Source organism: Kitasatospora sp. GAS204B (assembly GCF_029892155.1).
Classification (GTDB): Bacteria; Actinomycetota; Actinomycetes; order Streptomycetales; family Streptomycetaceae; genus Kitasatospora.
The window spans coordinates 1-25,319 of the sequence record NZ_JARZAG010000014.1; the positions used below are offsets into that span (position 1 = coordinate 1).

Genomic DNA, 25,319 nt, shown 5'->3' on the forward strand with positions numbered 1-25,319 from the left:
GTCTCGAAGCGGGAGCACATCGTGCCAGGTCAGCGGGATAACCCACCTCACCGCCTGCTAGCAGTCTCCGTCATCCGTGAAAGCGCGAGGCTAGGTCACGGCGCGGCGGCGTACTGCCGTTACCGGACCCCAGGAGATCGGCCCCCGACCGGCGACGGTTTCCTCGGGTGGCCTGCGGTGACCGTCTACCACTCACCGCGCGCCGATTCGTTGGGTAGGTGGGTAGGTGGGTCAGGTGTCGGCGGCGGGTTCCTGGCCGTGCCGGGAGCGGCGGAGTTGCTCGTTGATGCGCAGGGCTTCTTCGAGTTGGTCTTCGAGGATGACGATGCGGCAGGCGGCGTCGATGGCAGTGCCCTGGTCGACGAGGTCGCGGGCTCACATGGCGATGCGCAGTTGGTAGCGGGAGTAGCGGCGGTGGCCGCCCTCCGAGCGCAGGGGGGTGATGAGGCCCTGTTCGCCGAGGGAGCGCAGGAAGCCGGGGGTGGTACTGGTCATCTCGGCGGCGCGGCCCATGGTGTAGGCGGGGTAGTCGTCGTCGAGGGAGTCGGGGGTGTGGGGCCTGTCGGTCGTCGTAGTCCCTGCACCTCTCTTGGTTCCTGGGGAACGCGTCGAGGGGCCCCGGCGCCATAGCGGCTCCGGGGCCCCGAAAGGGAACAACACCATCTACCGGCCTGGGCCGGGTTCCTTGTTCCGCAACTCCCCAGGGATGGGGGTGTGCGGGGATCGCGTATGCGTGACCGGAAACCACCGTCCTCGTACTCAAAAGGGGGTCTGCGGTGTCCGCCCGGCTGAATACCTCACGGGCCGGGCGATCCTGATGGTGCTCTGTCCCTCCGTTCATCCTCTGTACGGACTGATACTGCGAACTGCGAGTACTGCCAACCACTGGTGCTGCGCACACGGGTACTTCTCGGTACTGCTGAACTTCAACCACCTGAGTACTGCTACGGCCCTGACGGGCCACCTGGTCCGACAGCCAGCCCCGTCGCCCGTCCTGCTCACCTGCTCGGCTTGGAACCCCACTGCCCGGACTCCCAGCACGCGCGCCCGCAGCCTGGCGCCTTCACTGGGATACCTCGAACCGCGACTGCTTGTACCGCTTGACTCAACTTCACCTGCTGGTACTGCACCTACAACTACCGCGGTACCGCTGATCGGTGACCCCTGATACCTGCGGGTCACCTGGCCCGGCCGCCGGTCCTGTCGCCTTACTGCACCTGCTCTGGCTTCAGGACCCCACAACCGTGCCGACCTGCGAACTTCTGTAATGCTGCCCGCCAGTTCGTGTCTGGCGGGTACCGCTTGACTGCGTCTACGAGAGAAACACTAACCACAGCCGACGGCAATGTCTACTCCAGCCAGCACAGATTTTTCGGTGTTCGAAGGGAAGGTAGTCTTCGCTCCGCAGAAGGGCGGTCCGCACCCGCGGCCCGGGACAACGAGCGGCACCACGGACGGGAGGCGACGGTGGAGGGGCCACAGACGACGCGGCCGGTGCGCACGCCCGACCCGGCCACGGGGGCGTCCGTACTGGCTGCCCTCGCCGAAGCCGTCCGTGACCGGGACCAGCGCAGCCTGCGGCGGCTGCTGGCCCGCTTCGCCGAACAGGTCACCATCACCGACCTACACGCCCTGCGCGATGCGCTCGACCCTCGCCGAAGCCGACGGTCAGGCTCCCCGTAGCCGACACGTGACGGGGCGTCGGTATCACCGTGGAACCACCACCAGCGCGGCCCTGAGTGTCAGTCGGCGCGCAAGGCGGCGTCACAGGCCAGGCAGTGTTCCCGGCCCAGCGCGCCGGGAACCAGCGCTGCCCCAGGCGGTCCGGCTGCCAGCGGTCGGGCACCATGGCCGCGGTGTCCATGCCGCAGAGGGTCCGCGACCCCGGATCGTCCGGGCCATCCGAATCGGAGGGCGAGGCGTGGACCCAGCGCACCGCCAAGGCGTCGACAGGCTCCTCTCCCACCCGCTGGACGCACGCGTCCAGCGGCTCGATCAGTTCCAACACCACCACGATGCCCATGGGCCAACCGTGCGCGGTCGTGCCCGTCCCTGCACGCGGGTGCGGGAGCGGCGGGCAGCGGACCATGCCGGCCACCCCGTTTTGCGGGCCTCCGCCGGAGCCCGGGCCAGGGGTACGTCCGGGCAGGGCGGACGGAGCCGCGCCCACCGGCGATCCGCCACTGCGGGCCAATGGGTGAGGCCGACACGGGGGCGGGGCTCGCGTCCGCGGCCCCGCGGATGTCAGGCGGTGATGGCCTCGCGTTCGCCCTTGGCCGTGATGGTGATCTTGCGGGGGCGGGCCTTCTCGCTGATCGGCACGCGCACGCTCAGCACGCCCTGGTCGTAGTCGGCCTCGATCCGGTCGGTGTCCAGTGCGTCGCCCAGGAACACCTGCCGGGAGAACCGGCCCAGCACCCGCTCGTCCGCCAGCACCTCAGCTCCCTGCGGCAGCTGGGACGCGCGCTCGGCGCGCACGGTCAGCACGTTGCGCTCCACGTCCAGGTCGACGGTCTGCGGGTCGATGCCCGGCAGGTCCAGGCGCAGCACGAACACCTCGCCGTCGCGGTAGGCGACCAGCGGCATCCCCGCCGGCTGGGACGCGGTGCCGACCAGCTGCTGGGTGAGCCGGTCGAGGTCGCGAAGTCCGCGCAGGGAATCAGTGCGCATCAACAAGGGGATCAGCTCCTCACAGTCGTGAACGGTCACGGGTGCCCACGGACGGCATGGCGCCGGACCTTCCCAGCTTTACTCCCGCTGGGCACCTCGACGAGAAAGTTATAGCGCCAGCCAAGCTTTCTTGACAAGCTGGCACTCAACTTTAGGGAGCCTGGTGGACGCGACTTGGCAAAGGTCGCAGGTCAGGAGGTCGGGCATCCCTGGCAAGGTCGCCTTCGGGCCGGCGGATCGCCCCGCCGTGCATGGCGGGAGCCGGAGGAGGCGGGGGCCGTCCTGGCTGCCGGGTCCCGTGATGCGCGATCGCGGCTTCGGCGGCGATGGCGCTCGCATTCGGCGTCCAGGGGTGGTCGGCGAGGTCTTGGCGCAGGGTGCCGAGTCGGGCCAGGCAGGTGTCGATGGCGGCGATGGCGGCCCCTGTTTCGAGCCGGAGGCGTTCGCGGACCCTTTCGAGCTGGTCGTCGAGTTGCTGCCAGCGTTCCTCGGCGTTGGTGTCAGGTGCGGCGGCGGTTGCTGTCATGGCGGAGCTGGGCGGTGTGGGCGGTGAGGGCGTCGAGGCGGGTGGCGAGGTCGGGGTGGCCGGCGCCGAGGTGGGGGCGCGCGTCGGTGAGGGGTGTCATGAGGTCGGCGGCATCCGGGGTGGCGAGGGCGCTGCGCAGGGCGGCCTGGGCGGGGCGGGCCTGCGGGGTGAGGTCGGTGAGGGCGGTGATCTGGGCGGCGAGGACGCGTAGCTCGGCGGCGTTGTCGCGGGCCCAGGTCGTGACGGTGCGCTCCGCTGCCCGGCGGTCGCGGACGGCTTTGACGCGCTCGACGCCGGTGCTCGCCTCGCTGGTGGTGCTGGTTATGGGGGGCTTGAGGCGCAGGTAGCGGTTTTCGGCGGCCTGGCGGCTGGCGACGCCCATGGGGTGGGCGAGGTCGGCCCAGGTGGCGCCGGTGGCGCGGGCGCTCTCCACGAGGCTCGCCTCCCAGCCGGCGAGTTCGGTGCGCAGTTCGCGCAGCAGCATCAGGGCGGCCAGGGCTGGTTCGGGGCCGGCCTGTGCGTCGGGGCCGGGCGTGGTGCCTTCTTCCGGGGCCCGGGTCTGGGCGGTGCGGACGGCGTCGTCGATGGCGGCCAGCGCGCTGGCTGCTGCGAGGAAGGAGGCGGGGCCGGTGGGCGGGGTGCCGCACGTCGGAGGCGGCTTCGGCTTGTCACGCATCATTGTCACTCTCCGGGCGACTTCAGGAGTTGTCATTGGATGGATGACATGTTAGAACGGATTCAGGTGAAACGCATTGGCCCTGTTGCCTGGACCACTGGAGGTGTTCCCTGATGTTGATGCGCACCGACCCCTTCCGTGAGCTGGACCGGCTCACCCAGCAGTTCCTCGCCACCACCGGCACCTGGACCCGTCCCACCCCGATGCCGCTGGACGCCTACCGCACCGGCGACGAGTACGTGATCTGCTTCGACCTGCCCGGGGTGGACCCGCAGGCGATCGACATCGACGTCGAGCGGAACATGCTGACCGTCAAGGCCGAACGCCGCCCGCGCCCCGAGGCCGACGGAGCGCGCATGGAGCTGTCCGAACGGCCGCTGGGCGTCTTCTCCCGCCAGGTCATGCTCTCCGACACCCTCGACCCCGACGGGATCACGGCGGACTACGACGCCGGCGTGTTGACCCTGCGCATCCCGGTCGCCGAGAAGGCCAAGCCCCGCAAGGTCGCCATCAGCCACAGCGGCGACCGCAAGCAGATCCGGGCCTGACCGCTCCCGGACCACCGTCCCGCACCGCCTCCCCCTTCGGCCGTGCGGGACGGTCACCCCTCGACCGGCAGTCGCCACCGGCAACTCCGGCCAGGCCGGTTGTGGGCCTCCAGGAAAAAGCTCAGGCCCGAGCGGTCCCTGAACGTCACCTGCGCCAGGTCGGGTGGTCGGCCGATACCGCGGGGGCCGGGCGCCCAGTGGTCCGGCTGCGGAAACTCACCGCCCAACCGGCCTTCGACCACCGAGCCCTGACCACCGGCCGGTCGCGCACATCCCGGCGCGAAGGGAGACCGACAGTGACTCTTCGATGGGAGACGTTCCTGGCCGAGGTCCAGGAACGCGGCGAATACGACACACCCCAGGACGCCGAACGAGCGGCCCGCGTCATCCTGGCCCTGCTCGGCGCCCACCTGGTCGGCGACGTCCGCGCCCACCTGGCCGCCCGTCTGCCCGAAACCCTCGCCCTGATCCTGCTCAACCCCCTGCAGGCCGCCGAACCGCTCAGCCCCGAACGGTTCGTCCGCGCCACCGCCGCCTGGATCGAAGGCGCCACCGAACAGAGCGCCCTGTGGGACATCGGCGCCGTCCTCTCCACCACCGCCGACGCCGCCGGCGACGACCTCACCGAGCACGTCCTGCTCCAACTACCCCCCGGCTACGACCTCCTCTTCGGCCGACCCGCCCCCGGCCGACGCCCCTAACCACCCATGCCGCCCAGCCTCCGGCGGGGCACGGCACGCCCGGAAGGTTCCTGCCATGACTTGGCACATCCTCCTCCAGCAGGTCCGCGACCTCGGCCGCTACCACACCAACCAGGAAGCCGAACGCGTCGTGCACGCCGTCCTGGCCACACTCGGCGGCCAGCTCATCGGCGAGGAACGCTGCGACCTGGCCGCCGCCCTGCCCGAACCCGCCCGCACCACCTTCGCCTCACAGATCCCCCTCACCCAGCCCCTGGACCCTCACGCCTTCGTTGACACCGTCGCGAGCACCCTGGACGCCACCACCGACGCCGCCCGCTGGCACACCGGCGCCGTCCTCGCCGCCCTCACCAACCTCGCCGACGAGCCCCTGACCGGCCGTGTCCTGACCCAACTCCCCCACGGCTACGCCCTCCTCTACGGCCGCGCCGACCTCACCGCCGCCGCCTAGCGAAGGAACAACGGCAGGTTGCGCCACGAGAGCCGCCCGTCAGCCTCATCGCACCCCTGGATCGACCTGGAGCCGGGAGCGACGCTCCACCGGCCGGCTTCCGTCCGGCGCTGGTGAGACCGGGCCGCGGGCGGTCAGTCAGACCACCTGCGGCCGGTGCGCTTCCCAGCGTGCCTCCGCCCCCAACGCCGCCCGCCCACGGCACCGACCAGCGGGCACAGAACGCAGGCGGACTCCGGGGCCCGCTCCACGCTCGGGAACTGCCTCACCAGATGCATCCAGGCCCCAACCCGCCTCAGCCCGGATTCCCACCCCGGCTATGGCCCGGCGATCGGACTCGCGACCAGGCCGGTCCGATTCCAACCCCGAAGCAGGCAACCGGCCTCCTACTCACCGCCTCAGGTGTCGGAGTAGCCGAGGTCGCCGATGGTCCAACTGCTGATGTCCTCGATGGCGATGCGGTACATGCCGCCCGTGTGGGGCAGCGCGAAGTCGCCCTGCAGGATTTTCGCGCGGTGGAGGTGGAGGTGGGTGGGCCGTGCGTGCGGGCCGACGGCGGGCGGCGCGAAGAGGGCGGCGAACGGCTTGAGGTGATCCGAGGCCTGGAGGACCTCCGCCACCCGCTCCCACCACAGGGACACCGGCGCCAGCCTGCCGGTGATCACCGCGCCGGGGACCACCACGGTCAAGGACATCTGGTTGCTGTGCTCGGACTCGACCATCGCGGCGATGTCGACGAGCAGCCCGTCAGGGTTCGACATGACGCCCAGATTAGGACACGGCGGTCGGGGTCCGGGAGTCCACCCGGGGCAGTGACCGCGACGTGTGCGGGGGTGCCCCCGGTCTACGAGGCCGGGCTTCGACCGGCGCCTGCTGCCGCGAGCACCGGCCGACTGCGACTCGGCGCACGGCAGGACGCCAGGCCCACGAGGGCTGGGGTGGTGCCGGGACCGCGCCGACCCGCGGTGACGAGCAACTCGGTTCCAAGGGCGACGACGGTGAAGCCCCCGGCACCGAGGACCTCCGACAGAGCCAGGGTGAGTGCGTCGCGGATGCCGCGGAACTCGGTGCGCCCGGCGGCGTCGGCTGGATGCGGGGAGGCGTGGAGCGTCGGCCCGATCAGATCCTCGCCCGGCCGCCATCCCAGCACCAGGCCGCCTCCCGGACGCAGCCGTACGGAGAGACCGGCTGCCTGCGGCGGTGCCAGCTCGAATCCTCGGAGCGAGAGCACTTCACAGACGGACTCAAACAGATGTTTGTCATCCACGTGACGATTCTAGCGCCCACATAACCGGCGTACAGGCGACGTTGACTGATCGTCATGTGCCGTTCCGGCTATCGCCGGTACCGCGCCGGACTGAGGCCAGCAGGGCCCTTCGGCATAGCCGTCGGGACCAATGGCCGGGGCGCGAGCCCCTGGCTGGTGCACCGAGGCGATGGTGCGCCGTCACCTCGGTACAGGGTCCGCCCGCTACCGGTGCATTGCGGTTGGCAGAGTGACCCTGGCCTGCTCCGGGGCGCCCGGGGTCAGAGCTTGAACATCTCGGCGTACGGCTGGGTGATGCGTTCCTGCCGTGATCCGAAGTCGACGAGTACGGCGATGTCACTGTCGCCTTCGACGCCGATGGCCCGGCCGAGGCCGTACCTGTCGTGGGTGACGCGGTCGCCCACGGCGAACCGCTTGAGCGGCGCCTGGACCCGGGCCTTGAAGGGACTGGTGGGCAGGGGCCGGCGAACTGCTGCTGATTTCGTCATTCCTTCGAGTATGCGCCGGAAATCGCGGGGGCGGGCCCTTTTGGCGGCACTCGAATGTGGACGGGTCGGAATTCGAATCGTGCCGTCCACCGTCTCCGCCGGTGCCGTTGACGGGGCTGCCCCCGGGCCACAGCGGTGGGAGTCCGCGCGGCGCGCGGCGGGGCTCGTTCGCGTTGCACTGCCGGTGGAGCCGCCACCCCGGGCAGAGCGCGATGCTGTCAACCAGCCTGTTCACAAGGCGTGTTGACACTCCTGGCGGCTCGGCGGCGGCGGGCCTCCAGGGAGGCCCCTGCGAAACCGGGGAAGAAATAATCCACCGCAGAAGGCCGGGGCCTGCTAGAGTCCTCTTAGTTGCAGTAGTGGTTCCCATGAACTTTGTGTGCGCCTGCTGATGTATCGCAGGCGCATTTTGTTTGCCCGGCTCTTCCCCGGGTGGGTCATCATCGCGGCACTCGGGGTACGCACAGTGCGGACTCCGGCGATGACGAGTCCGTTGGCCTCCCACGCGACCCTCGCGGTGTTCATGATCGTCGTCTTGCCCGCTCCCGCGACGCCGTCGATGCCGTGGCCTGCGGTCAGCAGCCGTTCGAGGACGGCGCGCTGTTCGGCGGAGAACTCGAAGCCTTCGCCGTACTGGGCCTCGACCGCGGACAGGGTCATGGCGACGGTGTCGTGGCTGACGACGGCTGCCTGCTCGTTGAGGCGGTTGGTTGCCTCGGTGGCGATGAGCGCTTCGGCGGCGACCACATCGGCCGTGGTGTACCGGTCGGCGTGGGCGAAGTGCTGGGCACCCTTGGGGTTCAGCTTGACCGCGTATCCGGCGTGCCGCAGGACGGCGGTGGTGAGCTGTTCGGCTTCGGCGGCGTCGGCGACACCGTACGGGAGGGCGTCCAGGACGGCGGCGATGGCGGCGGCGTGCGTGAAGTCCTTGGAGTGGCTGGTCAGGCCGGTCTTGGGGTCGAAGACCTGAGCGCACAGCTGGTCCAGGTCGGGGTTCTGGTCTGCCTGGTCCTGCTGCATGGCGCTAGCCGCGATGGCGTCGGGGTCGTCACCGGCGGCGCGGCCTTCGGCCTGCCAGTAGGCACGCAAGACGTCGTCCTCGACTCCGGCGGCTTCGCCGTTCTTCGCGGTTTTGGACGCGGAGGATGCGGCGGTGCGTTCGCGGGTGGTGGCGCTGTCGTAGTCGATGCCCAGCTTGCTGAGCAGGTCTCGCACCTGGCTGTCGCGCTTGCTGAATAGCTTGATCGTGGCTTCGGGGATCGCCGCGATCTCCCACGCGCCGGTTCGCTCTTCGCGGCGGAAGCTGATGCCGAAGGTGTCGGTCAGCTCCCGGCGGATGCGGGCGTTCATGAGGGACTGCGTCGCGCGGGCGTGCCGGTGCAGGTCGCGGCCTCCGCCAGCCACGGTGGACCACTGGCCGTCAGTGGTGCTCTTGACCATGTTGGCCAGGGTGAAGTGCAGGTGGAAGTGAGGATCGCCGTAGGGTGCTCCGTTCACGGGCCGGGCGGCGCGGTGGACCATCATCCAGCCGGAGAAGCCGCTGGTGGGCACGGTCTCTGCCTCGGCGCCGTCACCGTGCCGACCGCGCATGGCGTAGGCGGTCCACCGCTCCAGAGCGCTGATGGACTCGCGGCCGGCGGCGGTGTAGATGCCTTCGACCTGGGCGGCGATCTCCTCGGGCGCGTAGGCGAGGAACGCGCGCTTGGACTTGGCGAGGTCGAGGGTGACGTCCGCGTCCAGGACGACGCCACCGCCAGTGGTCCGTTCCTGGAGCCAGTCGATCGGCCGATCCAGGCACGAGCCCTCCCGTGATGGAGGGCCATCCCTGCTATTGATCGGATGCACCGTCAAAATATTTCTAACATTTCGACATCGTGCTTTTGCCGCTTGTGGACCCACCAAACGTAAGTCGGCCGCCAGGAGGAGTGACGGATCGTCAATTTTACTGTGGTGAAGCCTTATCGAGTTCCGGAGTGGCATGTTCGCCGCCAGCTACGCCCCTTGCGCGGGCCGAACTCCTGGACGATCCTGTACGCGAAGAGGTTGGACCGCGCAGGAGCCGGGACCTCAATTTTTCCTCAGATGGGTTCCGCGGTCTGGCCGTTTGGGGCAGGCTCGCTCCACCCCCCTTCGTCTGCTTGATCCGATTGACCCCTTTGATTCCGCACATCGGGGTGGCGGTTGGAGGTCGAAGGGGGCCTTTTCTCGTCCTCAAGGAGACACTCGTGACATCTGCGAAGAAGCTTTTAGCTGCCACGGCTATCGCCGGCTTGGCGATAGCCGTCAGTGGGCCGGCTTACGCCTCGACTGTGCCGCGGGGGTCGTCGACCGGCCCGATTACCACCCACCCCCATCTCTCGTTCACCCAGGCCGACAACAGTCGCACCATCACCATTGGCCAGGGCGTCGACGTCTCCGTCGACCTGGCCGGCGGCTGTCGAACCGGCCTGCCTGGCGGCAGGTGGAGCGCTCCCGCCATCTCCGACCCCTCCGTCCTGCACCTGCAGGCGAGCAGCGCCCAGCCGGACGGCACCTCCGTAGTGTCGTTCCTCACCGACCAGGTCGGCACCAGTGAGGTCACTGCGGACCTGAGCTGCGCACCCGCCCAGGTCATCCTGCCGTTCCACCTCAAGATCAACGTCGTCGCCGACTGATCGGGCCCTGCCTGCCGATAGTCTGACGGACCGCAGGCCAGAATGAGCCCGGTGTCGGGAGCGGCGCTCTGTACGCAAGGAACCGTGGTAGGGGGCGAACCTGGCGCCCGAGACCCTGGGGCCACAGACGGGCGCGGTCTGTCGCTGCTCCGCACCGAAATCCCCCAGCTTTAAAGCTCATAACACGATCACGCCGTCGGCTTGTTGAGCCTTCTCCAGCAGATGAGTGCACACGCAAGCGAGATGAGGGAGTCGTGCAGTTCGAGGCGGCGTTCCCAGCGGACGGCGAGGCGCTTGAACTGGTGGAGCAGAGCACCGCCAGACAGCCGGTTTACGGATTTCCCAACGGAGTCCTTTAGCCGAGGGAGGAAGTCAAGCGAGAGTTCCGACGGACACATAATTATGGAACGGCCCCGGCCGGTACCGGAGCGGCGGCAGCTGGTCCAACGTGACGAAGCCAGCAGGAGCGTTGATGACATCAGGGATCCGGTTCACCCACTGCGTGCACGTCGTCGTGCGGCCATGGACCGGAGTGTTGTCCAAGTACAGGTCGGGCTCGCCCCGGACGACCCACTTGTTGACGTCACTCTCCCCGCTTCCGTAGACGTAGCCCGACATCTCGAAGGTGAAGGTGATGCCTTCGAATGTGTGCAGAACGTCGATGTCCGAGAAACCCACCACGGTGCCCTTCGGGAAGGTGACCCCGATGCTCTGTGACGGCCGGTCATCATCCGCGACGACAGGGCTCACCTCGGACTTCCACTCCTTGGGTCTCAGACCTGACGCCTGAGCCAGCACCCCTAACAGGTTGCGCCCGAACGTGGGCGGACGGGACTCCGAGCTGATGGACTTCTGGAACTGCTCCAGAGTCTCTCCGACGTGATTGTCCTGGATGATGTCGGCGCCATAGTCGTCGGCATTACAAGTGCACTTGCCGTAGACGGAGTCGATGCGGTGCGCGGCGCCCATCAGTGTGCTGACCATGCCAAGCCAGAAGGCGTCCTGGTGGCCTCCACCGGTGATCGTCACACCGTGCTGCTTGGCCAGCGTGTGCAATTCGGCCGCGATGATGGGAGACGTGTACCAGGGATAGAGGGACTCCTCCGAGAGTGTCACGACGTTAGCACCGTTGCGCACGCAGAGCGCCAGCTGCTCCTGGATCTCCGGCAGAAAGCTCCGGGTCGCGTGCAGCACGACGTCCGGCCTGCTGGTGGCCAGCACATGCGCGGCGTCCGCCTCAATCGGCACATTGAGCCGATGGCCCAGACCCGCGAACTCCCCGAGATCGCGGCCGACCTTGCTGGGATTGCGCGCGATGGCCCCGACGATCTCGATGCCCTTGTCGGTCATGAGCCTGGTCGCGATGCTGCCCATGCTGCCGGCACCGTATACGACCGCTCGAATTCTTCTCATTCCAGGCTCCTTAGCTACTGGGGTGTATACCTGAGAGTGATCCATCGGCGTCGAACACGGATCGGCCCGGAGCCAGCCTTCGCAAGCACTCATGAGTCATGATGGTCGGATTCGGCGAATGTACCGAGCGTCATACCCGTCTCATTGACAGATCATCCCGGGATTGCCAGCTGTCAGAGCCATTGAAAACGTGACGCCAAGGCAACCTCAATCATGGGCGAGAAGACGGAAGTCCATGTCGGGGAAAATGCTTATATGAGCACATGTCCATGTGGGCTTCTGGTCGCTCGAGGTGGTTCCGCTTGCCTGTGGTTGCACAGGGTGACGGGCGGCCGTGGGCTGGTGACTCGCCGGGGCGGGCTATGTAGGCATGGAGGTATTGCGGCCGATTTCAGGATGGCGTGCCCCGCTCTTTCTTCATCCGGGTCTGTGCAGTACGTAGGCGGCGGCCTAGTTCTCCCGATGTGGCTGCGGAGCTCAGCTACCAGTATGTGGCGCGAAAGCTCGTGGCGTCCGGTCCTTGGGAGGCGGTGCGGGTCCGCTTTGAGCGGTGGGCAGACAGAGTCCGTCTAGTGATCTCTAATGGATGGAACGATGCAGTTTCGAATTCTTGGTCCACTGGAAGTCGTTGACAGCGACCATTTGGTCGGGCTTGGAGGGACGAGGGAACGTGCCACCCTGGGCTTCCTGTTGCTGCACGCCAACCAGGTCGTGGCCAGCAGCAATTTGATAGAAGCTCTATGGTCGGTTGGTAAAACTCCGCAGTCGGCGCGGAAGATTCTGCAGAACTCGGTCTGGAGGCTGCGCCGGACACTGTCTTTGGAGGATGGTGCTCTCGGCTCGGCGGCACTGTTGACTCAGGTTCCCGGATATATGCTGCGCGTTGGCCCTGACCTGACTGATCTGCATAACTTCCAGCGATTGGCTGAGCGGGGGCACGCGCAACTCGCAGCGGGGTCGCCAGAGGCCGCGACGCCGTTGCTGCGTGACGCTCTGGCTCTGTGGCGGGGGCCGGTACTGGCGGACTTGATGGAGGCGGGTGTCGACTGGCCCGAGCTGACCGCCGTGCAGAGCGCGCGCCTGGACGCCATGGAGGACTACTTCGACGCGGAGTTGGCCTGCGGGCGCCACCATCGGGTGCTCGCCGAACTGGAAGGGATCGCCGCCGCCGAACCTCTGAGGGAACGGGTGCTCAGCCAACTCATGCTTGCGCTGTACCGCGCCGGACGGCAGAAGGACGCGCTGGACGTCTACCATCACGCGCGGACCGCGATGGTCGAAGGCTTTGGCCTCGAACCCGGCCCAGCTTTGAAGGATTTGCAGCAGGCGATCCTCGTCCATGACCCGGCGCTGATGCCGGTCGGCCTCCAGCAGCAGATCGGTCTGGTCACCGGGTCCAACAGAGACCACTCAGGCCAGGCTCGCCCATACGGCGAGGCCTTGCCGATGGACACGTGCGGCACCGCGGCCCACCCAGAGCGCAGCAGCAGTGAGGGCACACCGCTCTACGAGACGCGCGGTGATGCCCTTGCGACAGGGCGGTCGATGGTCGCGGAGCGCAAGGATGTCAGCGTTCTGATCGCGCGAGCCGAGTTGGGCGACGTGGATCCCCAGAAGATCGACGAAGCGGTCGAGAACGCGGCGGCGGTGATCCGCGAGGGGGTGGAGTGCCTCGGCGGGACCGTCACAGCATCGATCGGCTCGATCTGGCTGGCGGTGTTCGGTTTGCCCCACGCGGGCGAGGACGACGCGGAGCGAGCGGTACGCGCGGCATTGGCCATTCGCGATCGCTTCGGCACAAGGGCGGGCCCACCCAGCCCGACGCCTGCTGCCAGGGGAGTCTCCGTGCGGGTCGCCGTAGCCACGGGCGAGGCGCTCATCCGGTCCCCGTCCGATCACAGCGGTATCCCACCATCGGTTGACGGAGCGCTGCTAAATGAGTGTCACACCCTACTGTCGCTCACCCCGGCCGGCGAGATCCGGGTCTGTGACAACACCCGGCAGTCCACCGATGCGATCTCCTACTACCACGGCGACTCGTTCTCCGGCTGGCAGGTCGAGAGTTACCGTCAGGCGTATGCGGCGTTGGACGCCGTACCGGTGATAGGCCGAGAGGATGACCTCGAGCTGCTGCGCGGCCTGCTGCGACGGACCCGACAGCAGGCGACGGCACACCTGGTCACGGTCTTGGGGGATCCTGGCATCGGTAAGACCAGGTTCATCAGGGAGTTCGAGCGTCGGGTCGCAGCCGATCCGGATGATGTTCGGTTGTTGGTGGGGCGCATCCGACCACGCGGTGAAGCGAACCCGTTGGCCGCGCTGCGTGACTTCCTGTCCTCCTGCTGCGGGATCGTGTCCGGTGACTCGGGCCGAACCGCGACGGCCAAGCTCGCCAGCGCCGTCCAGCGATTGGTGGAGTCCGAGGTGGAACGCCAGCGGCTGCTGTCGCGGCTGAGCCCGCTCCTCGCCTCTGACGATTGCGCGTCCCCGGTCGCGGTGGGAGACGTCCTAGCAGCGTCAAGGCAGTTGCTGGGCGAAGTCACGGCGCGTGGCCCTGTCGTGGTGGTTTTCGAGGGCCTGCACTGGGCCGACGATGTGCTGGTGGACTTCGTGGAGAACTTGGCGATGTCACTGGGATCACTGCCTGTTCTCGTAATCGCCACGGCTCGGCCGGAACTGCTGTTACGGCGGCCGGCGTGGGCCGGCGGCATCCGGCATGGCCTCACGATCGCGCTTGAGCCCATCTCGAGCACGACGATCAATCACTTAGTCGATTTCGTCATGTGACAGCGAACAGCGGTTGAGGAACTCAACCGACATGCCGCGGGGAGGCATGCTCGACTGAGTGCCCCCGCGTGAACACCCGCCAGCCACCTCTCTCCTCCCCCGGAGGTGGAAATCCTGGCTTGGGACGGGGATGACGTGTCCTCAAGGGGGCGCCACGGCGAAAGGAGACCACAGTGCCTATGTCTGCGCTGCCCACGACCAGCCGCGAATGGAACCTGATCACCCGCCCCCAGGGGTGGCCGACGGCTCACAACTTCGCGCTGCGCGAGGTTGTGATGCCCGAGCTCGCCCCAGGCCAGGTGCTGGTCGGCAACCTCTACATCTCGGTAGACCCGTACATGCGGGGGCGCATGAACAACGTGGAGTCTTACGTGCCGCCCTTCCAGCTCGACCGGCCGATGGACGGCGGCGCCGTCGGCGTGGTCATCGCCTCGAGAGCCAAACAACTGTCCGTCGGCGAGCACGTGCTGCACGAACTCGGCTGGCGTGAGTATGCCCTGCTGGACTATCAGGATGCCACCAAGGTCGATCCCGAGCTGGCACCGCTCTCCGCCTACCTCGGTGTGCTCGGCATGACGGGGCTGACCGCCTACGCCGGGCTGCTACGAGTTGCCGCCTTCAAGGAGGGTGACGCTGTCTTCGTCTCCGGCGCCGCCGGCGCGGTGGGCAGCCAGGTCGGCCAGATCGCCAAGATCAAGTCCGCGTCGCGGGTGGTCGGTTCAGCAGGCTCCGACGAAAAGGTCAAGGTGCTGTTGGAGGAGTACGGCTTCGACGCGGCCTTCAACTACAAGAACGGGCCGGTGGCCCGGCAACTCAAGCGCGCCGCACCCGATGGCGTCGACGTCTACTTTGACAACGTCGGCGGCGAGCACTTGGAGGCGGCCATCGCGTCGCTGCACGTTCGCGGCCGTGCTGCCATCTGCGGCATGATCGCCCTGTACAACGCCATTGAGTCGCCTGCCGCACCGCGCAACCTGGTCCAGGTCATCGGCAAGCGGCTGCGCCTCGAAGGCCTGGTAGTGGCCGACCACGATGACCTCAAGGAGCAGTTTGTCCAGGACGTAGGCGGGTGGATCCGCGAGGGCAGGCTGCGTTACCGCGAGACCATCGTCGAGGGCATCGAGAACAGTGTGGACGCCTTCCTCGGCATGCTGCACGGCCAAAATGCCGGAAAGATGATCGTCAAACTGGGCGATCGCTGGTGAGTAGCGACGCCGCCCTGGCTCATGCTGCGGCAAGACCACCGGCTTCGGCCGCTTCCCCTCCCTCTACTTCCAGATCACCGCGGTCTGGCTGGAACTCCCGCTGGCAGCCATCGATCTACTCGCCTGGACCCAAACACTCCTCCTGGACGGCGAGTTAGCCAGCGCTGAGCTGAAGAAACTCCGCTACCGGCTACTACACGCTGCCGCCCGCTGCGCCTGCCGACTGCACCTGCGGATCGCAGCCGCCTGACCCAGCCTGATCCGTCGGACATGGACGACCCACCGCGGGGACCAACGCCCGAGCCGCCGCCATGAACACACACCTACCTGCACGACTCTTTACCCGGACGAGTCGAGGTCGACTGAAGATACGTATGCCGCTCGGGGCACGTCCCGTCCTAGTACTCCTACCGTCCCGTGAGACTGACTCTCGGGCCCCTGCGGCAGGCCGGTCGAATCGGTAGCCGGAAGAAGCAGCAGCCCCTTGGCGACAGCAATCCAAGCCGCCCCCGCTAGCTGAATCATTCCGCCACAAGGACTTCTTTGCGCCATGAACAGAACTCCGAACGGCAAGTTGCAAATGCTTACACCGGAAGCGAAATTGACGCAGCCATATTAGCTGCATCAGTAAACGAACGAGGCGCAGAGTCAGGCCTCCAGCTCAACTATCAGAGACCATCATTATCACAATTCTATAGGCCTCGGGAGCACCAGTGAAGAGGTGTTCGAAGCAGTAGCCGCCAGACGGCAGGCGGCTGTCGAACAGCTCTCTCGCACTTGGAGTGGATTCGATGACAGTTCTGGGAGGTCCGGCCGGAGAGGTCCGAGCGGCCTCGAGCGACGCTCGTGAGCGAGTTGCCGAACTGCAGGCAGTCCGCGAACGGGTCCGGCGTGGGCCAGGCGAGAAGGCCACCGAGACACAGCATGCGAAGGGGAAGCTGACGGCTCGTGAGCGGATCGGATTACTACTGGACGAGGGGTCGTTCCGTGAGGTGGAGCCGCTGCGGCGGCATCGGGCGACGGGTTTCGGACTAGAGGCGAAGCGGCCGCACACCGATGGTGTGATTACTGGGTGGGGGACGGCGTACGGGCGGACGGTGTTCACATACGCGCATGATTTTCGGATTTTCGGCGGTGCGCTGGGCGAGGCGCATGCGCAGAAGATTCATAAGATCATGGACCTGGCATTCGCCGCGGGTGCGCCGCTGGTCTCCTTGAACGACGGGGCGGGGGCGCGGATCCAGGAAGGTGTCACAGCGCTTGCCGGTTACGGCGGGATCTTCCGGCGTAATACGAGAGCGTCAGGGGTCATCCCACAGATCAGCGTGATGCTGGGGCCGTGTGCGGGTGGTGCGGCGTACTCGCCGGCGCTGACGGACTTCGTGTTCATGATCCGCGAGACCAGCCAGATGTTCATCACCGGTCCGGATGTGGTGCAGGCGGTGACTGGGGAGGAGATCTCGCATAACGGTCTGGGTGGTGCGGACGTGCACGCCGGGGTGTCGGGCGTGTCGCACTTCGCGTACAACGATGAGCAGTCGTGCATCGAGGACGTGCGGTACCTGCTATCGCTGCTGCCGCAGAACAGCCGAGAGACGCCCCCCGTCCAGTCGGGAGGCGACCCCTTCGACCGCCGCAACGAGTCGCTGCTGGACCTGGTGCCCGCCGATGGCCACCGCCCGTATGACATGTGCAAAGTGATCGAGGAGATCGTCGACTACGGCGAGTACCTCGAAATCCACGAGTGCTGGGCTCCCAACGTGATCTGCGCACTGTCCCGGATCGACGGGCACGTGGTGGGCATCGTCGCCAACCAGCCGCAGTGCCTGGCCGGTGTGCTGGACATCACCGCGAGCGAGAAAGCCGCCCGCTTCGTTCAGATGTGCGATGCCTTCAATATCCCGCTGGTCACGCTGCTGGACGTGCCCGGGTTCCTACCGGGTGTGGGCCAGGAACATGGCGGCATCATCCGGCACGGCGCCAAGCTGTTGTATGCCTACTGCAACGCCACCGTCCCGCGGATCTCGCTGATCCTGCGCAAAGCCTACGGCGGGGCGTATATCGTGATGGACTCCCGCTCGATTGGCGCGGACCTCTCCTATGCCTGGCCAACCAACGAAATTGCCGTGATGGGTGCGGAGGGCGCCGCTAACGTGATCTTCCGCCGCGACATCGCGGAGGCTGAGGATCCGGAGGCAATGCGCGCGCAGAAGATCGAGGAGTACAAGAGCGAATTAATGCACCCGTACTACGCGGCCGAACGCGGCCTCGTCGACGATGTCATCGACCCTGCCGAAACCCGCCAGGTCCTCGCCTCGGCCCTGTCCATGCTCCGCACCAAGCAGGCCGACCTGGCCGGCCGGAAGCATGGAAACCCTCCGATTTGACTTCCGCTCCCCGGTGGCTCAGCCATGCGAGGCCACGCGACTGCCAGCCGCACCCTACCCACAAGCCCCAGACAGGATGGCTCCGAAACTCGCCGACGCCACCGCTCCACGGACCGCTCGCTGAACGGAAAGGCGACAGCGATTTCCGGATTCTTCTGCCCGCCCTTGAAGCGTTCCCCGGCCTGCAGCCGACCCGCTACCTCGCCGCCCTTCCAGCACCGGTCAACCCGCTGTCCTGCGCGTATCTCTCGAACGGAAGCCCGTTGCCGCCGGGCAGGCGGCCAACCAGGCCCCGAGCGCCTCGGGAGTTGCACTGACTTACGTACGGCATTCCTGGTTCATTGAACCAAAAGGACTGCCGCCGGGGGACGCTATATAGGAAACGATGCATGAGTTTGAGCGCATGGCGTCCGCGCCGCGTAAATCCGTTCGAGAGGCTATCATGACCGACCAGAGCAATCAGGAGCAGAAGTCCTCTGAGGACCGTCGAGCTGATCTGCGCTACCGAACCGACTTAACCGAGCTGATTCTGAGCGACCAGGGGCGGAATTTTATCGATCGCTACCGAGCCTTTACGGCGGCGCAGATCGGCGTCTTCGGCATCGCAACCGGAGAAACCGTCACCCCATTGAAAGTCCCTGAGGTTATCATTCCGGAAGAAAATTTCCGCCCTTTCGCGACAGCTCTTCAGGGTTTCATCAGTGGTGAGCTCGAGCGGTACGGCTACCTGAAGCCTGATATAAAATTCGCATCTGAAGATGAGGCAGCCCGGACGGGCGGATTCGAGGCGCATTTCCTTTCGCCGGACTGGTCGATCAGCATCAAGGATCGCGAAAATCTGTCGGTTGTGGATTCCTGGAAGATCTCGAGCATAATCCTTCACGAGAATCGCCATCTCACCCAAAGTCAAGATATGGCTCTGTACGCAATCCGAACCAATCCAGACCTCAGTGACGATCAACTCCAGAGAAGACTCAGCTACTGGGAAGAGGCTCTATTTCCTGAGACAGCGATCCGGGCGGCGAGAGAGCAGGAGCCCAGCGCCACCGCGGAGATGGTAACCCACGGTGAAAAGCTCTACACCGAGACCCTCGGAAAAGCCAAGAAAGGCAGGGAAGAATCTCTCCTCGATGAGGGAGATGAAAGCTATATGGAGGACCCCCATTATCGGATCGAGCTAAAACAGCGGACCGCCGATTGGGGATATAATATGGTAGTCGACGAGATGGAAAGCTTCAAAAGAACCCGAGGGCTCGTGAATGAGCTCCCGGCGGAGCAACTGCCAGACGATCAGAAAGAACATGCAGGAGAACTGTACAAGAGCCTCAAGGTCAGGTATCAGGAGATTAGAGATCAAGGCAGGCAGCCCGGCTGGGGATATAACGACGGCTACCGCGAACTATGCGACAACTACCTGGGGACAATGAAGGTATTCTGGCAGCAGCAGCGTGCCATCGCCCACAATGAATACGTCACCGAAGACCCGAAAGAGAACGACGCACACGCCCACCAAGTGTCCTACGACCGTGTGGTAGGCATGAGAACCGGGAGCCGGCTGAGCACGGTAGATCCGTGGTACGAGAAAACAGTCGATCCCGATGCAGACGGCGCGTGGCCAAAATCCCCCATGCCCGACCCAGGCATACTCAACCTCCTCCTCGAGGCGGCACAAGCCGTTTCACGCGAAAATGTTGGCAAGAGTGTGGCGCGGGATGCGGCACAGGCCGGGACGGAGCGACTCAGGCGGTTGGGGCTGGGCGATCCGCACGGGCAGGTAGCCGAGGCCAAGTCTGCCGTGGCGGACGACGGCCGCGCCGCCCTCAATCACCAGCGCTCGACGCCGCCGTCCACACCATCTCCCCACCGCGCGCGGCCCACGGACCGATCTCCCGGCATGCGTAAAGGCTGGTAAATATTCTGGCATCTCGTCAGCAGCACCAGCCGCCGCGAGAAGAACGTGACTCGCTGGACGACCGCGTTGATCGGTGCAGCAAAGGGCTCGCAGATCAATAACCGGCTGAGCTCACTCCATCGCGAGCCGTGGCACGGGCGGAGCGGATCGCCTCCAGCGCTTTCGGCCCAGCGGCGGCCAGGATGTCGATGAGCCGGGAAACGGTCGGGTCGGAGGCGAGGAGCCCGAAGACGCCGGGCTTGGCCCGCAGCATGCTGATGTCCGCCAGGCAGTCCCCGCCCAGAGCGACCGCGAGGGCAAGGTCCAACAGGACCGTGCCCGGATCGTGCACCGCCCGGGCCTTGCGCCACGGTGTGAGTGACGCCGACAGTGCCGCATCCAGCCCGCTTTTACGGGCGGTCTCGACCAGCAGCACCCCACCGGCCTGTGAGACCACCCCGGTGGAGCCACCCGATATCCGCACACGCGGGTAGGACCCGCTACGATTCTTCACTTGAAAGGTGCCTCTTGCTCGGCGACGTACTGGACCCTCGACAAGTCCTATCGTCCCAGGCCAGAGGCTCGTTCTGTTTCTCTGACCAATCGTTGAACAGTCAGCTCTGTGAAAGCGCGAGGCTACTGAACTTGAATTCGTGATGTCGGTCAGTCGTCCATGATCAGGCCGGTGCCGGCCAGGCAGCCGTCGATGACGTCCGGGCAGTACTGGATCTGCTTGAGCTTTCGTTTGACGGCTCGGGTGATCTGGCCGAGGTCAGCTGCGGCGAGGTTGCCGATGTCGCGCTTGACCAGCGACCAGATCCCCTCCTGCGGGTTCAGATCCGGTGCATAGCTCGGCAGTTGGAAGACGGTGAGCCAGTCGGCGTGGTCAGCGATGAACTCCCGCAGCGGCTCGACCAGATGCTCACAGTTGTCCCAGACCAGCACGATCGGACCGCCGAGCTGGATGTGTGCGCGGATGAGCAGGTCCGGGTAGTCCTGCCAGGTCAGGCCCTTCTTCTCGCCCTTGCGGCCGCGGTGGACGTGGAAGCTGTAGAACATCCGGGAGCGCTGACCGGGCTTGTAGCAGCTCAGCCCTGCCATGGAGACCCGGCTGGCTCCTCGGCCGCGCACCCGCACGACCGGCGTGCAGCCGACCCGGCCCCCCAGGTCCTGGCGCGCGGCGGCCTCATCGACTGCCCGGCTTCGTCCTCGAAGACAAGCCAGGCCCCGCGGGCCGCCGCGGCGCTTTTACCTGCGGCCACGTCTCCTTCCGCCACAACTCGACGGCCGCGTCATCGCGCTCGATGGCCCGGCGAGCCGGCTCCTGCCAGGACCAGCCGTGCCGCTTGAGCAGGACCCACGTGCCCTCCACGGTGTAGGAGACGTGGAACAGCTGACCGATCAACGTCTTCACTCGCGCGAGGGTCCACCGCTGGTCCTCCCAGCCGTGGGCCAGCGGCCCGCGTTCCAACTCCCGCTCCAGCCGCCCCACCTGGGCATCGGACAGCTTCGGACGACCCGGCGAGCCCCTCGAGGCGATTCCCGCCGCACCGCCCTCGCGCCACTGCCGGCGCCAGCGCTCCACCGAACGCACGCTCACCCGCAGCGCGGCCGCGATGTCCCGATTCTTCTCCCCGCCCTCGAAGCGTTCCACGGCCTGCCGCCGAATCCGCTCCCGCGCGGCCCTCTGTGTGTCGGTCAGCCCGCCACCCTGTGCATATCTCACGGTCAAGGGCTACCGGACCAGCCAGACCGCTGTCAGGCGAACGGCCCGGACATCACCCGTTCAAGTTCAGTAGCGAGGTCGCCGTCGGAGGAGGGGAGTTGCGGTCAGGCGCGGAGGCACTGAAGTGGTGGGCCGGGCGGCGTTGACCGGTGTCTGACGGAGGGCAGCGGCGCATCCTGGTGGGCCCGCGCCGGTTCAGAGCTGGGAACGGGACCAGTCGACCGGCTGGGGCGCGGTGGCGGGGGTGCCGACGTCGAGCTGGATGTCTTCGTGCGGTTGAAGAACGATGTCGCGCGGGTTGCCCGTGGCGGGCTCGCCGTTGACGTAGGCGGTGACGGGACCGACGGCTGGGCCGACTTGGGTGGCCGAGAGCGGCTGCTGCCAGATGTCGAAGAACTGGCCCAGAGTGTAGCGAGTCTGGGTGGGCGATTCGATGTGGATGATGCCGTCGGAGGCGTGGGTGTGCAGCCAGTAGTAGCAATTGCTGGCCTGGACGAAGACCCCGTTCGGCGTGGTGGCCGGAACGGGTGTGACCACACCTATGCCGTACGGGATGCTGCGCGCTTGGCCGCCGACGTAGACGGTCAGGTGCGCATGGATGTGGTAGGCCACCTGTTCGGTGGTGCTGCACGCAATTCCGTCGAGGCTCTGCCCGCTCGCTGCGGTGCTCGCGGACGCGAGGGCGGCCGCTGGCTCCAGGCTGATGCCTTCGGGCCCGGTATTGGCCGGGGAAGTCGTGCGGGGAAGGCCGACCACGAGGGCAACGGCGATCGCGACGGCGATGACGCCGCCGACCGTGAACAGCAGCCGCCGGCGGTGGCGGACACGTCCTTCCGCGGCGGGATGGGCTCCGCCCTCGGCTCGCGCTCCCGGACGGTCGGGCCGGCCGCTGCTCTTGGCCATGACGTAGTCCCTCTATCCTTGGTGATCGGTGCTGTCCGAGCTGTGGCGTTGCGGTCTGGGCCGACGCGTCGCCTCCGCCTCGCTTCGCGGGGTCTGCCCGACCCTGGGCTGCGCTTTGCAACACCCCTGCCCTGCGGGCCTGGCGCCCAGTTGGCTACGTCCGCCCCATCCGACAGTGGGATTCGCTGAGAACACCTCAGCCCCCGGTCATCCAGGAGACGTCCAGGTACATGGTGCGGGTCAGCAGCATGTGAGGCATGGTTGCCAAGAACAGGGCCAGTAAGGTTTCCGGTCTGACCACGCCATCATTTGGGGGTGTTGCGTCAAGATAACCATTGAGTTCCGCGGCCATAGCAGCACACCCGGACCAGAGGCTAGGTTCCAGGGGAGCGTTAACCCATAACGCGTAGACGGCCGCTGGCACGGCGAGCACGGGTTGCTCTGGAAGGCCAAGGTAGAACACTTCGGGCCTGTCCGGGACATTTCCCAGACCCACCATCTGCGGATTGCAGCGGTATGCACGCGCAAAGCGGGCGGCCTCTATGCCGCCGGGTGCTACGGTCTGCACAAGGCCGAGGTCCTTTAACAGGCCAGCCACGTCTTCCGGGAAGTCGACAGCGCTTTCTTGGAGGGCTTGCCGGTACGTTTCCTCCGTCCAGGGAGTCTCGTTCAGCGGACCGACCCCGTGAGCATACCGCCAGGCCACGTACAGGGGTTCTGTGAGCTCGAGCCGTTTCACTCCGATGCGTACGCCGTAGATGGGGCTTTCCGACTCTGTGTCCCCCGGTTCGTAGGCGGGTCCCAGGTCCTGACCGATGGGGAGGACGAGGGGCACGGAGGTTTGCGGGGGCATGGGATCCTCCAATCTCCGAACGAGCCTATGTGCCGCTACCGGGGGGCGCATCGGTAGAACTGCCGACGCAAGCATGCAGGACAGCCTCTCGCCAGTCACGAGGGCCAAATTCGCACATGGTGAACGGTAGATCTCCCGATGCCCAGCTGACGGCGGCAGTTAGGTTTGCGCTAACATAGTCTCACTATGTGCCTCCCCCTTTCGCCGACGCTCGGCCCCCTGAAGTTCGCCTAGCCTCAGGCTATTCGGGGAGGAAGCCCAGGGTGGTGGAGGTCGTCATGGACGATAGACCGGAAACGCTCGTCAAGGACGATAGAAGGGGAACGCCTGGCGAGCGGGCTGCGAGACGGATGACCCAGGACGCGCTACGGAGCGGCGCGGAGGAGCAGCGGGTCGCGAAGATGGTCGACCGGATGGAGAAGACGGAGCGGTGGACCGCCGGTGCTTCCGGACTCCTCAAGACGTGCGGAGACGTCACCACGCTCGCCGGCGCAGCCGTGTCGCTGTCCGGGGTGGGGGCCGTTGCGGGTCTTCCGATGGTGGTAACAGGCGCGACCTTGAAGCTTTCCTCCGTTGGAGTTGACTGGGCCGGGAAAAAGTACGCCCGACAGCCCATCAGCGAGCTGAAAAATGATGTCACGAAAGCACTCACAAATTTGGAGAAACATTCCGAGAAGATGCACGGCTGGCTTCATAGCGTCCTCGACGAAATGGAACACTCCGTCACGCTCGCGGAGCAGGGAGGGGCGCCGCCACCAGGCGTGCAAACCGATCAGGCCAGCCCTGGGAACTACACCACCTTCAGAAGCACTTCGGCGTTGAGTGGCGCGGAGCTTGATCCCCGGTACGAAAAGGTCCAAAAAAAAGTGACCGAGCAGGCGAAAATCGGCCTGTTGAGTGCAATCCCGGGGGTTGGCCTCTTCGTCAAACCAATAGCTGGCGCTAAGCAGTCCTCGGCGGCTCGCAGGCAGCTCACTGAGGACCTCCTCACGGTCCAACAAATCACCTCTGCCCTCGAGCACTCGCAAACCGCGAGCATGGAAATCATGCAGAGCAAGATGCTGCAGCTGCATGCAGACATAAAGAAGCTGCCAGGCACAGAGCGCGGCGAAGCCGATGTGAGGCAGAGGCCTCAAGGGCCAGAAGGGTCCGTCCTGGCCGGGAGAACCTACACTGGGCGCAACCCTGAGATAGACAAGCCCGAGGCGAACAAGACAAAAAGGCTCTCAGCGTCAGCGTTGGCCGCCAAGGCTAGGAATGTCGCTGCCGGGGCAGTGACGCCGCCCGCAGTGGCGGGGGTCGCCGGGACCGTGGGTGCAAAGGCCGCGTCGAAGGCGATTAAGGACGGCTCTGGGGCCATAAGCCAGACCGTGGCCCAGGACGTGGTCCAGAACATCAGTCAGGAGGGTCTGCAGAGCGCTGGGACCACGGCCCTGGGGGCTTTTGAAGGCACTGGTGCCATGAATCAGGACCACGGGGTCGTCGGGGCTGTGGGCGAGGCCATCGTCCGGGGTGCTCTGCATGGCGTTGGGGCCGTGGGCCAGGGGACTCAACAGGGCGCTGGGGCGCTGGGCCAGGGAGACCAGGGAAGCACTGACCTTGTTTCCAACGTTGTGAGTCACCTAGCCTCCGACGGTGTAAGTCAGGCCGCCTCCGCCCTTACAGGGCGCCTTGCCTCCCTCGCGGGTCACGCTGCCTCCGCTGCGGGGCACGCTGTCCCGGGCGCCGGCTTGGTCGCCAACGCGGCGGTCAAGGTGCCGCTGGACTACGTGGCAGCTAAAGCAACCCAGCGGGAAATCCAGAAGGACGGCACCGACCTGCTGAAGCAAGCCACGGCTTTGTCGCAGAATCAGGCTAGCTCGCAGCGCCTAGCAGATCTACGAATCACCCAACTTCAGGCACGCCTACACAATATGAAGCACGATCAGGCAACCGATCAGCACGTTCAGCAACACCCTCAGCCCCAGTCCCTGAACCAGTCCCAGCACGGCCCACACCTCTGATCGGAAGCTCCCCCAAGCCCTTAGCTTGGCGTTTGACCTCGGCAAGATCGTTTCTTGGTGAGGTTCGTCGTTTGGCTGACAACAGCAACGGCCGCCCGTGATCCTTAGGAGTGTCGAGCTTCGAAGTGAACCGCCCCGGGTTCGGTGGGGACTCGATTTCGTGTATGGAC

Annotated in this window: 20 protein-coding genes and 4 pseudogenes; 11 read left to right on the forward strand and 13 right to left on the reverse strand. The window is 66.3% G+C overall.

The features are described 5' to 3' along the window. Nucleotides 1-231 precede the first annotated feature (231 nt). Nucleotides 232-513: pseudogene (locus tag P3T41_RS20055) on the reverse strand (MerR family transcriptional regulator). Between the two features lie 981 nt (nucleotides 514-1,494). Here P3T41_RS20055 and P3T41_RS20060 point away from each other — a divergent pair. Beyond that, nucleotides 1,495-1,683: a hypothetical protein gene (locus tag P3T41_RS20060; RefSeq protein WP_280691339.1), complete on the forward strand. Its 189-nt coding sequence runs from the start codon at nucleotides 1,495-1,497 to the stop codon at nucleotides 1,681-1,683. A 561-nt stretch (nucleotides 1,684-2,244) separates the two neighbouring features. On the opposite strand, the gene P3T41_RS20065 is transcribed toward P3T41_RS20060, so the two are convergent. Then, on the reverse strand, nucleotides 2,245-2,670 hold the full coding sequence (locus tag P3T41_RS20065) for an Hsp20/alpha crystallin family protein (RefSeq protein ID WP_280691340.1): 426 nt from the start codon (nucleotides 2,668-2,670) through the stop codon (nucleotides 2,245-2,247). 500 nt (nucleotides 2,671-3,170) lie between these two features. Then, a complete protein-coding gene (locus tag P3T41_RS20070; protein WP_280691341.1) occupies nucleotides 3,171-3,872 on the reverse strand; it encodes a hypothetical protein in 702 nt (233 codons plus the stop codon). Nucleotides 3,873-3,985: 113 nt separating this feature from the next. On the opposite strand from P3T41_RS20070, the gene P3T41_RS20075 reads away from it, so the two are divergent. The 3 genes from P3T41_RS20075 to P3T41_RS20085 all read left to right on the forward strand — a co-directional run bounded on the left by P3T41_RS20075 (nucleotide 3,986) and on the right by P3T41_RS20085 (nucleotide 5,572). Beyond that, nucleotides 3,986-4,420, forward strand: coding sequence for an Hsp20/alpha crystallin family protein (locus P3T41_RS20075; RefSeq protein WP_280691342.1), 435 nt, complete (start codon nucleotides 3,986-3,988; stop codon nucleotides 4,418-4,420). A gap of 296 nt (nucleotides 4,421-4,716) precedes the next feature. Beyond that, on the forward strand, nucleotides 4,717-5,121 hold the full coding sequence (locus P3T41_RS20080) for a DUF2267 domain-containing protein (protein WP_280691343.1): 405 nt from the start codon (nucleotides 4,717-4,719) through the stop codon (nucleotides 5,119-5,121). A 55-nt stretch (nucleotides 5,122-5,176) separates the two neighbouring features. Beyond that, entirely contained in the window at nucleotides 5,177-5,572 is a 396-nt protein-coding gene (locus tag P3T41_RS20085) for a DUF2267 domain-containing protein (RefSeq protein ID WP_280691344.1), read from the forward strand. 398 nt (nucleotides 5,573-5,970) lie between these two features. On the opposite strand, the gene P3T41_RS20090 is transcribed toward P3T41_RS20085, so the two are convergent. The 3 genes from P3T41_RS20090 to P3T41_RS20100 all read right to left on the reverse strand — a co-directional run bounded on the left by P3T41_RS20090 (nucleotide 5,971) and on the right by P3T41_RS20100 (nucleotide 9,172). Then, nucleotides 5,971-6,333: a hypothetical protein gene (locus P3T41_RS20090; RefSeq protein ID WP_280691345.1), complete on the reverse strand. Its 363-nt coding sequence runs from the start codon at nucleotides 6,331-6,333 to the stop codon at nucleotides 5,971-5,973. Between the two features lie 766 nt (nucleotides 6,334-7,099). Continuing rightward, nucleotides 7,100-7,327 carry a hypothetical protein gene (locus tag P3T41_RS20095; RefSeq protein WP_280691346.1) on the reverse strand — a complete coding sequence of 76 codons (228 nt, stop codon included), beginning with the start codon at nucleotides 7,325-7,327 and terminating at the stop codon, nucleotides 7,100-7,102. Nucleotides 7,328-7,663: 336 nt separating this feature from the next. Beyond that, nucleotides 7,664-9,172 carry a relaxase domain-containing protein gene (locus tag P3T41_RS20100; protein ID WP_280691347.1) on the reverse strand — a complete coding sequence of 503 codons (1,509 nt, stop codon included), beginning with the start codon at nucleotides 9,170-9,172 and terminating at the stop codon, nucleotides 7,664-7,666. A 380-nt stretch (nucleotides 9,173-9,552) separates the two neighbouring features. On the opposite strand from P3T41_RS20100, the gene P3T41_RS20105 reads away from it, so the two are divergent. Beyond that, nucleotides 9,553-9,981, forward strand: a complete 429-nt coding sequence (locus tag P3T41_RS20105) for a hypothetical protein (RefSeq protein ID WP_280691348.1) — start codon at nucleotides 9,553-9,555, stop codon at nucleotides 9,979-9,981. A 188-nt stretch (nucleotides 9,982-10,169) separates the two neighbouring features. Here the strand turns inward: P3T41_RS20105 and P3T41_RS20110 are convergent. Beyond that, a pseudogene (locus tag P3T41_RS20110) lies at nucleotides 10,170-10,295 on the reverse strand (IS5/IS1182 family transposase); the annotation flags it as partial. A gap of 58 nt (nucleotides 10,296-10,353) precedes the next feature. After that, complete coding sequence (locus P3T41_RS20115; protein WP_280691349.1) at nucleotides 10,354-11,394, reverse strand: dihydrodipicolinate reductase; 1,041 nt, start codon at nucleotides 11,392-11,394, stop codon at nucleotides 10,354-10,356. A gap of 594 nt (nucleotides 11,395-11,988) precedes the next feature. Here P3T41_RS20115 and P3T41_RS20120 point away from each other — a divergent pair. From P3T41_RS20120 to P3T41_RS20140, 5 genes and pseudogenes are all read left to right on the forward strand, one after another. Next, entirely contained in the window at nucleotides 11,989-14,181 is a 2,193-nt protein-coding gene (locus P3T41_RS20120) for a BTAD domain-containing putative transcriptional regulator (RefSeq protein ID WP_280691350.1), read from the forward strand. Between the two features lie 179 nt (nucleotides 14,182-14,360). After that, a complete protein-coding gene (locus P3T41_RS20125) occupies nucleotides 14,361-15,386 on the forward strand; it encodes an NADP-dependent oxidoreductase (RefSeq protein WP_280691351.1) in 1,026 nt (341 codons plus the stop codon). Between the two features lie 25 nt (nucleotides 15,387-15,411). Beyond that, nucleotides 15,412-15,594, forward strand: a pseudogene (locus P3T41_RS20130) (IS1380 family transposase); the annotation flags it as partial. Nucleotides 15,595-16,177: 583 nt separating this feature from the next. Continuing rightward, entirely contained in the window at nucleotides 16,178-17,773 is a 1,596-nt protein-coding gene (locus tag P3T41_RS20135) for an acyl-CoA carboxylase subunit beta (protein ID WP_280691352.1), read from the forward strand. A gap of 442 nt (nucleotides 17,774-18,215) precedes the next feature. After that, the gene (locus P3T41_RS20140; protein ID WP_280691353.1) at nucleotides 18,216-19,685 is read left to right on the forward strand and encodes a hypothetical protein; all 1,470 of its coding nucleotides are present in this window, start codon (nucleotides 18,216-18,218) and stop codon (nucleotides 19,683-19,685) included. Nucleotides 19,686-19,806: 121 nt separating this feature from the next. Here the strand turns inward: P3T41_RS20140 and P3T41_RS20145 are convergent. The 5 genes and pseudogenes from P3T41_RS20145 to P3T41_RS20165 form a co-directional block, all read right to left on the reverse strand. Further along, nucleotides 19,807-20,178: pseudogene (locus tag P3T41_RS20145) on the reverse strand (transposase); the annotation flags it as partial. A gap of 149 nt (nucleotides 20,179-20,327) precedes the next feature. Then, entirely contained in the window at nucleotides 20,328-20,801 is a 474-nt protein-coding gene (locus P3T41_RS20150) for a transposase (protein ID WP_348533674.1), read from the reverse strand. 49 nt (nucleotides 20,802-20,850) lie between these two features. After that, nucleotides 20,851-21,390 (reverse strand): winged helix-turn-helix domain-containing protein, encoded by a 540-nt coding sequence (locus P3T41_RS20155; RefSeq protein ID WP_280691354.1) that lies wholly within the window; start codon nucleotides 21,388-21,390, stop codon nucleotides 20,851-20,853. Between the two features lie 195 nt (nucleotides 21,391-21,585). Further along, complete coding sequence (locus P3T41_RS20160) at nucleotides 21,586-22,293, reverse strand: hypothetical protein (protein ID WP_280691355.1); 708 nt, start codon at nucleotides 22,291-22,293, stop codon at nucleotides 21,586-21,588. Between the two features lie 196 nt (nucleotides 22,294-22,489). Next, nucleotides 22,490-23,146 (reverse strand): hypothetical protein, encoded by a 657-nt coding sequence (locus P3T41_RS20165; protein WP_280691356.1) that lies wholly within the window; start codon nucleotides 23,144-23,146, stop codon nucleotides 22,490-22,492. A gap of 263 nt (nucleotides 23,147-23,409) precedes the next feature. Between P3T41_RS20165 and P3T41_RS20170 the strand changes: the two genes are divergently transcribed. Next, the gene (locus P3T41_RS20170; protein ID WP_280691357.1) at nucleotides 23,410-25,149 is read left to right on the forward strand and encodes a hypothetical protein; all 1,740 of its coding nucleotides are present in this window, start codon (nucleotides 23,410-23,412) and stop codon (nucleotides 25,147-25,149) included. Nucleotides 25,150-25,319 lie beyond the last annotated feature (170 nt).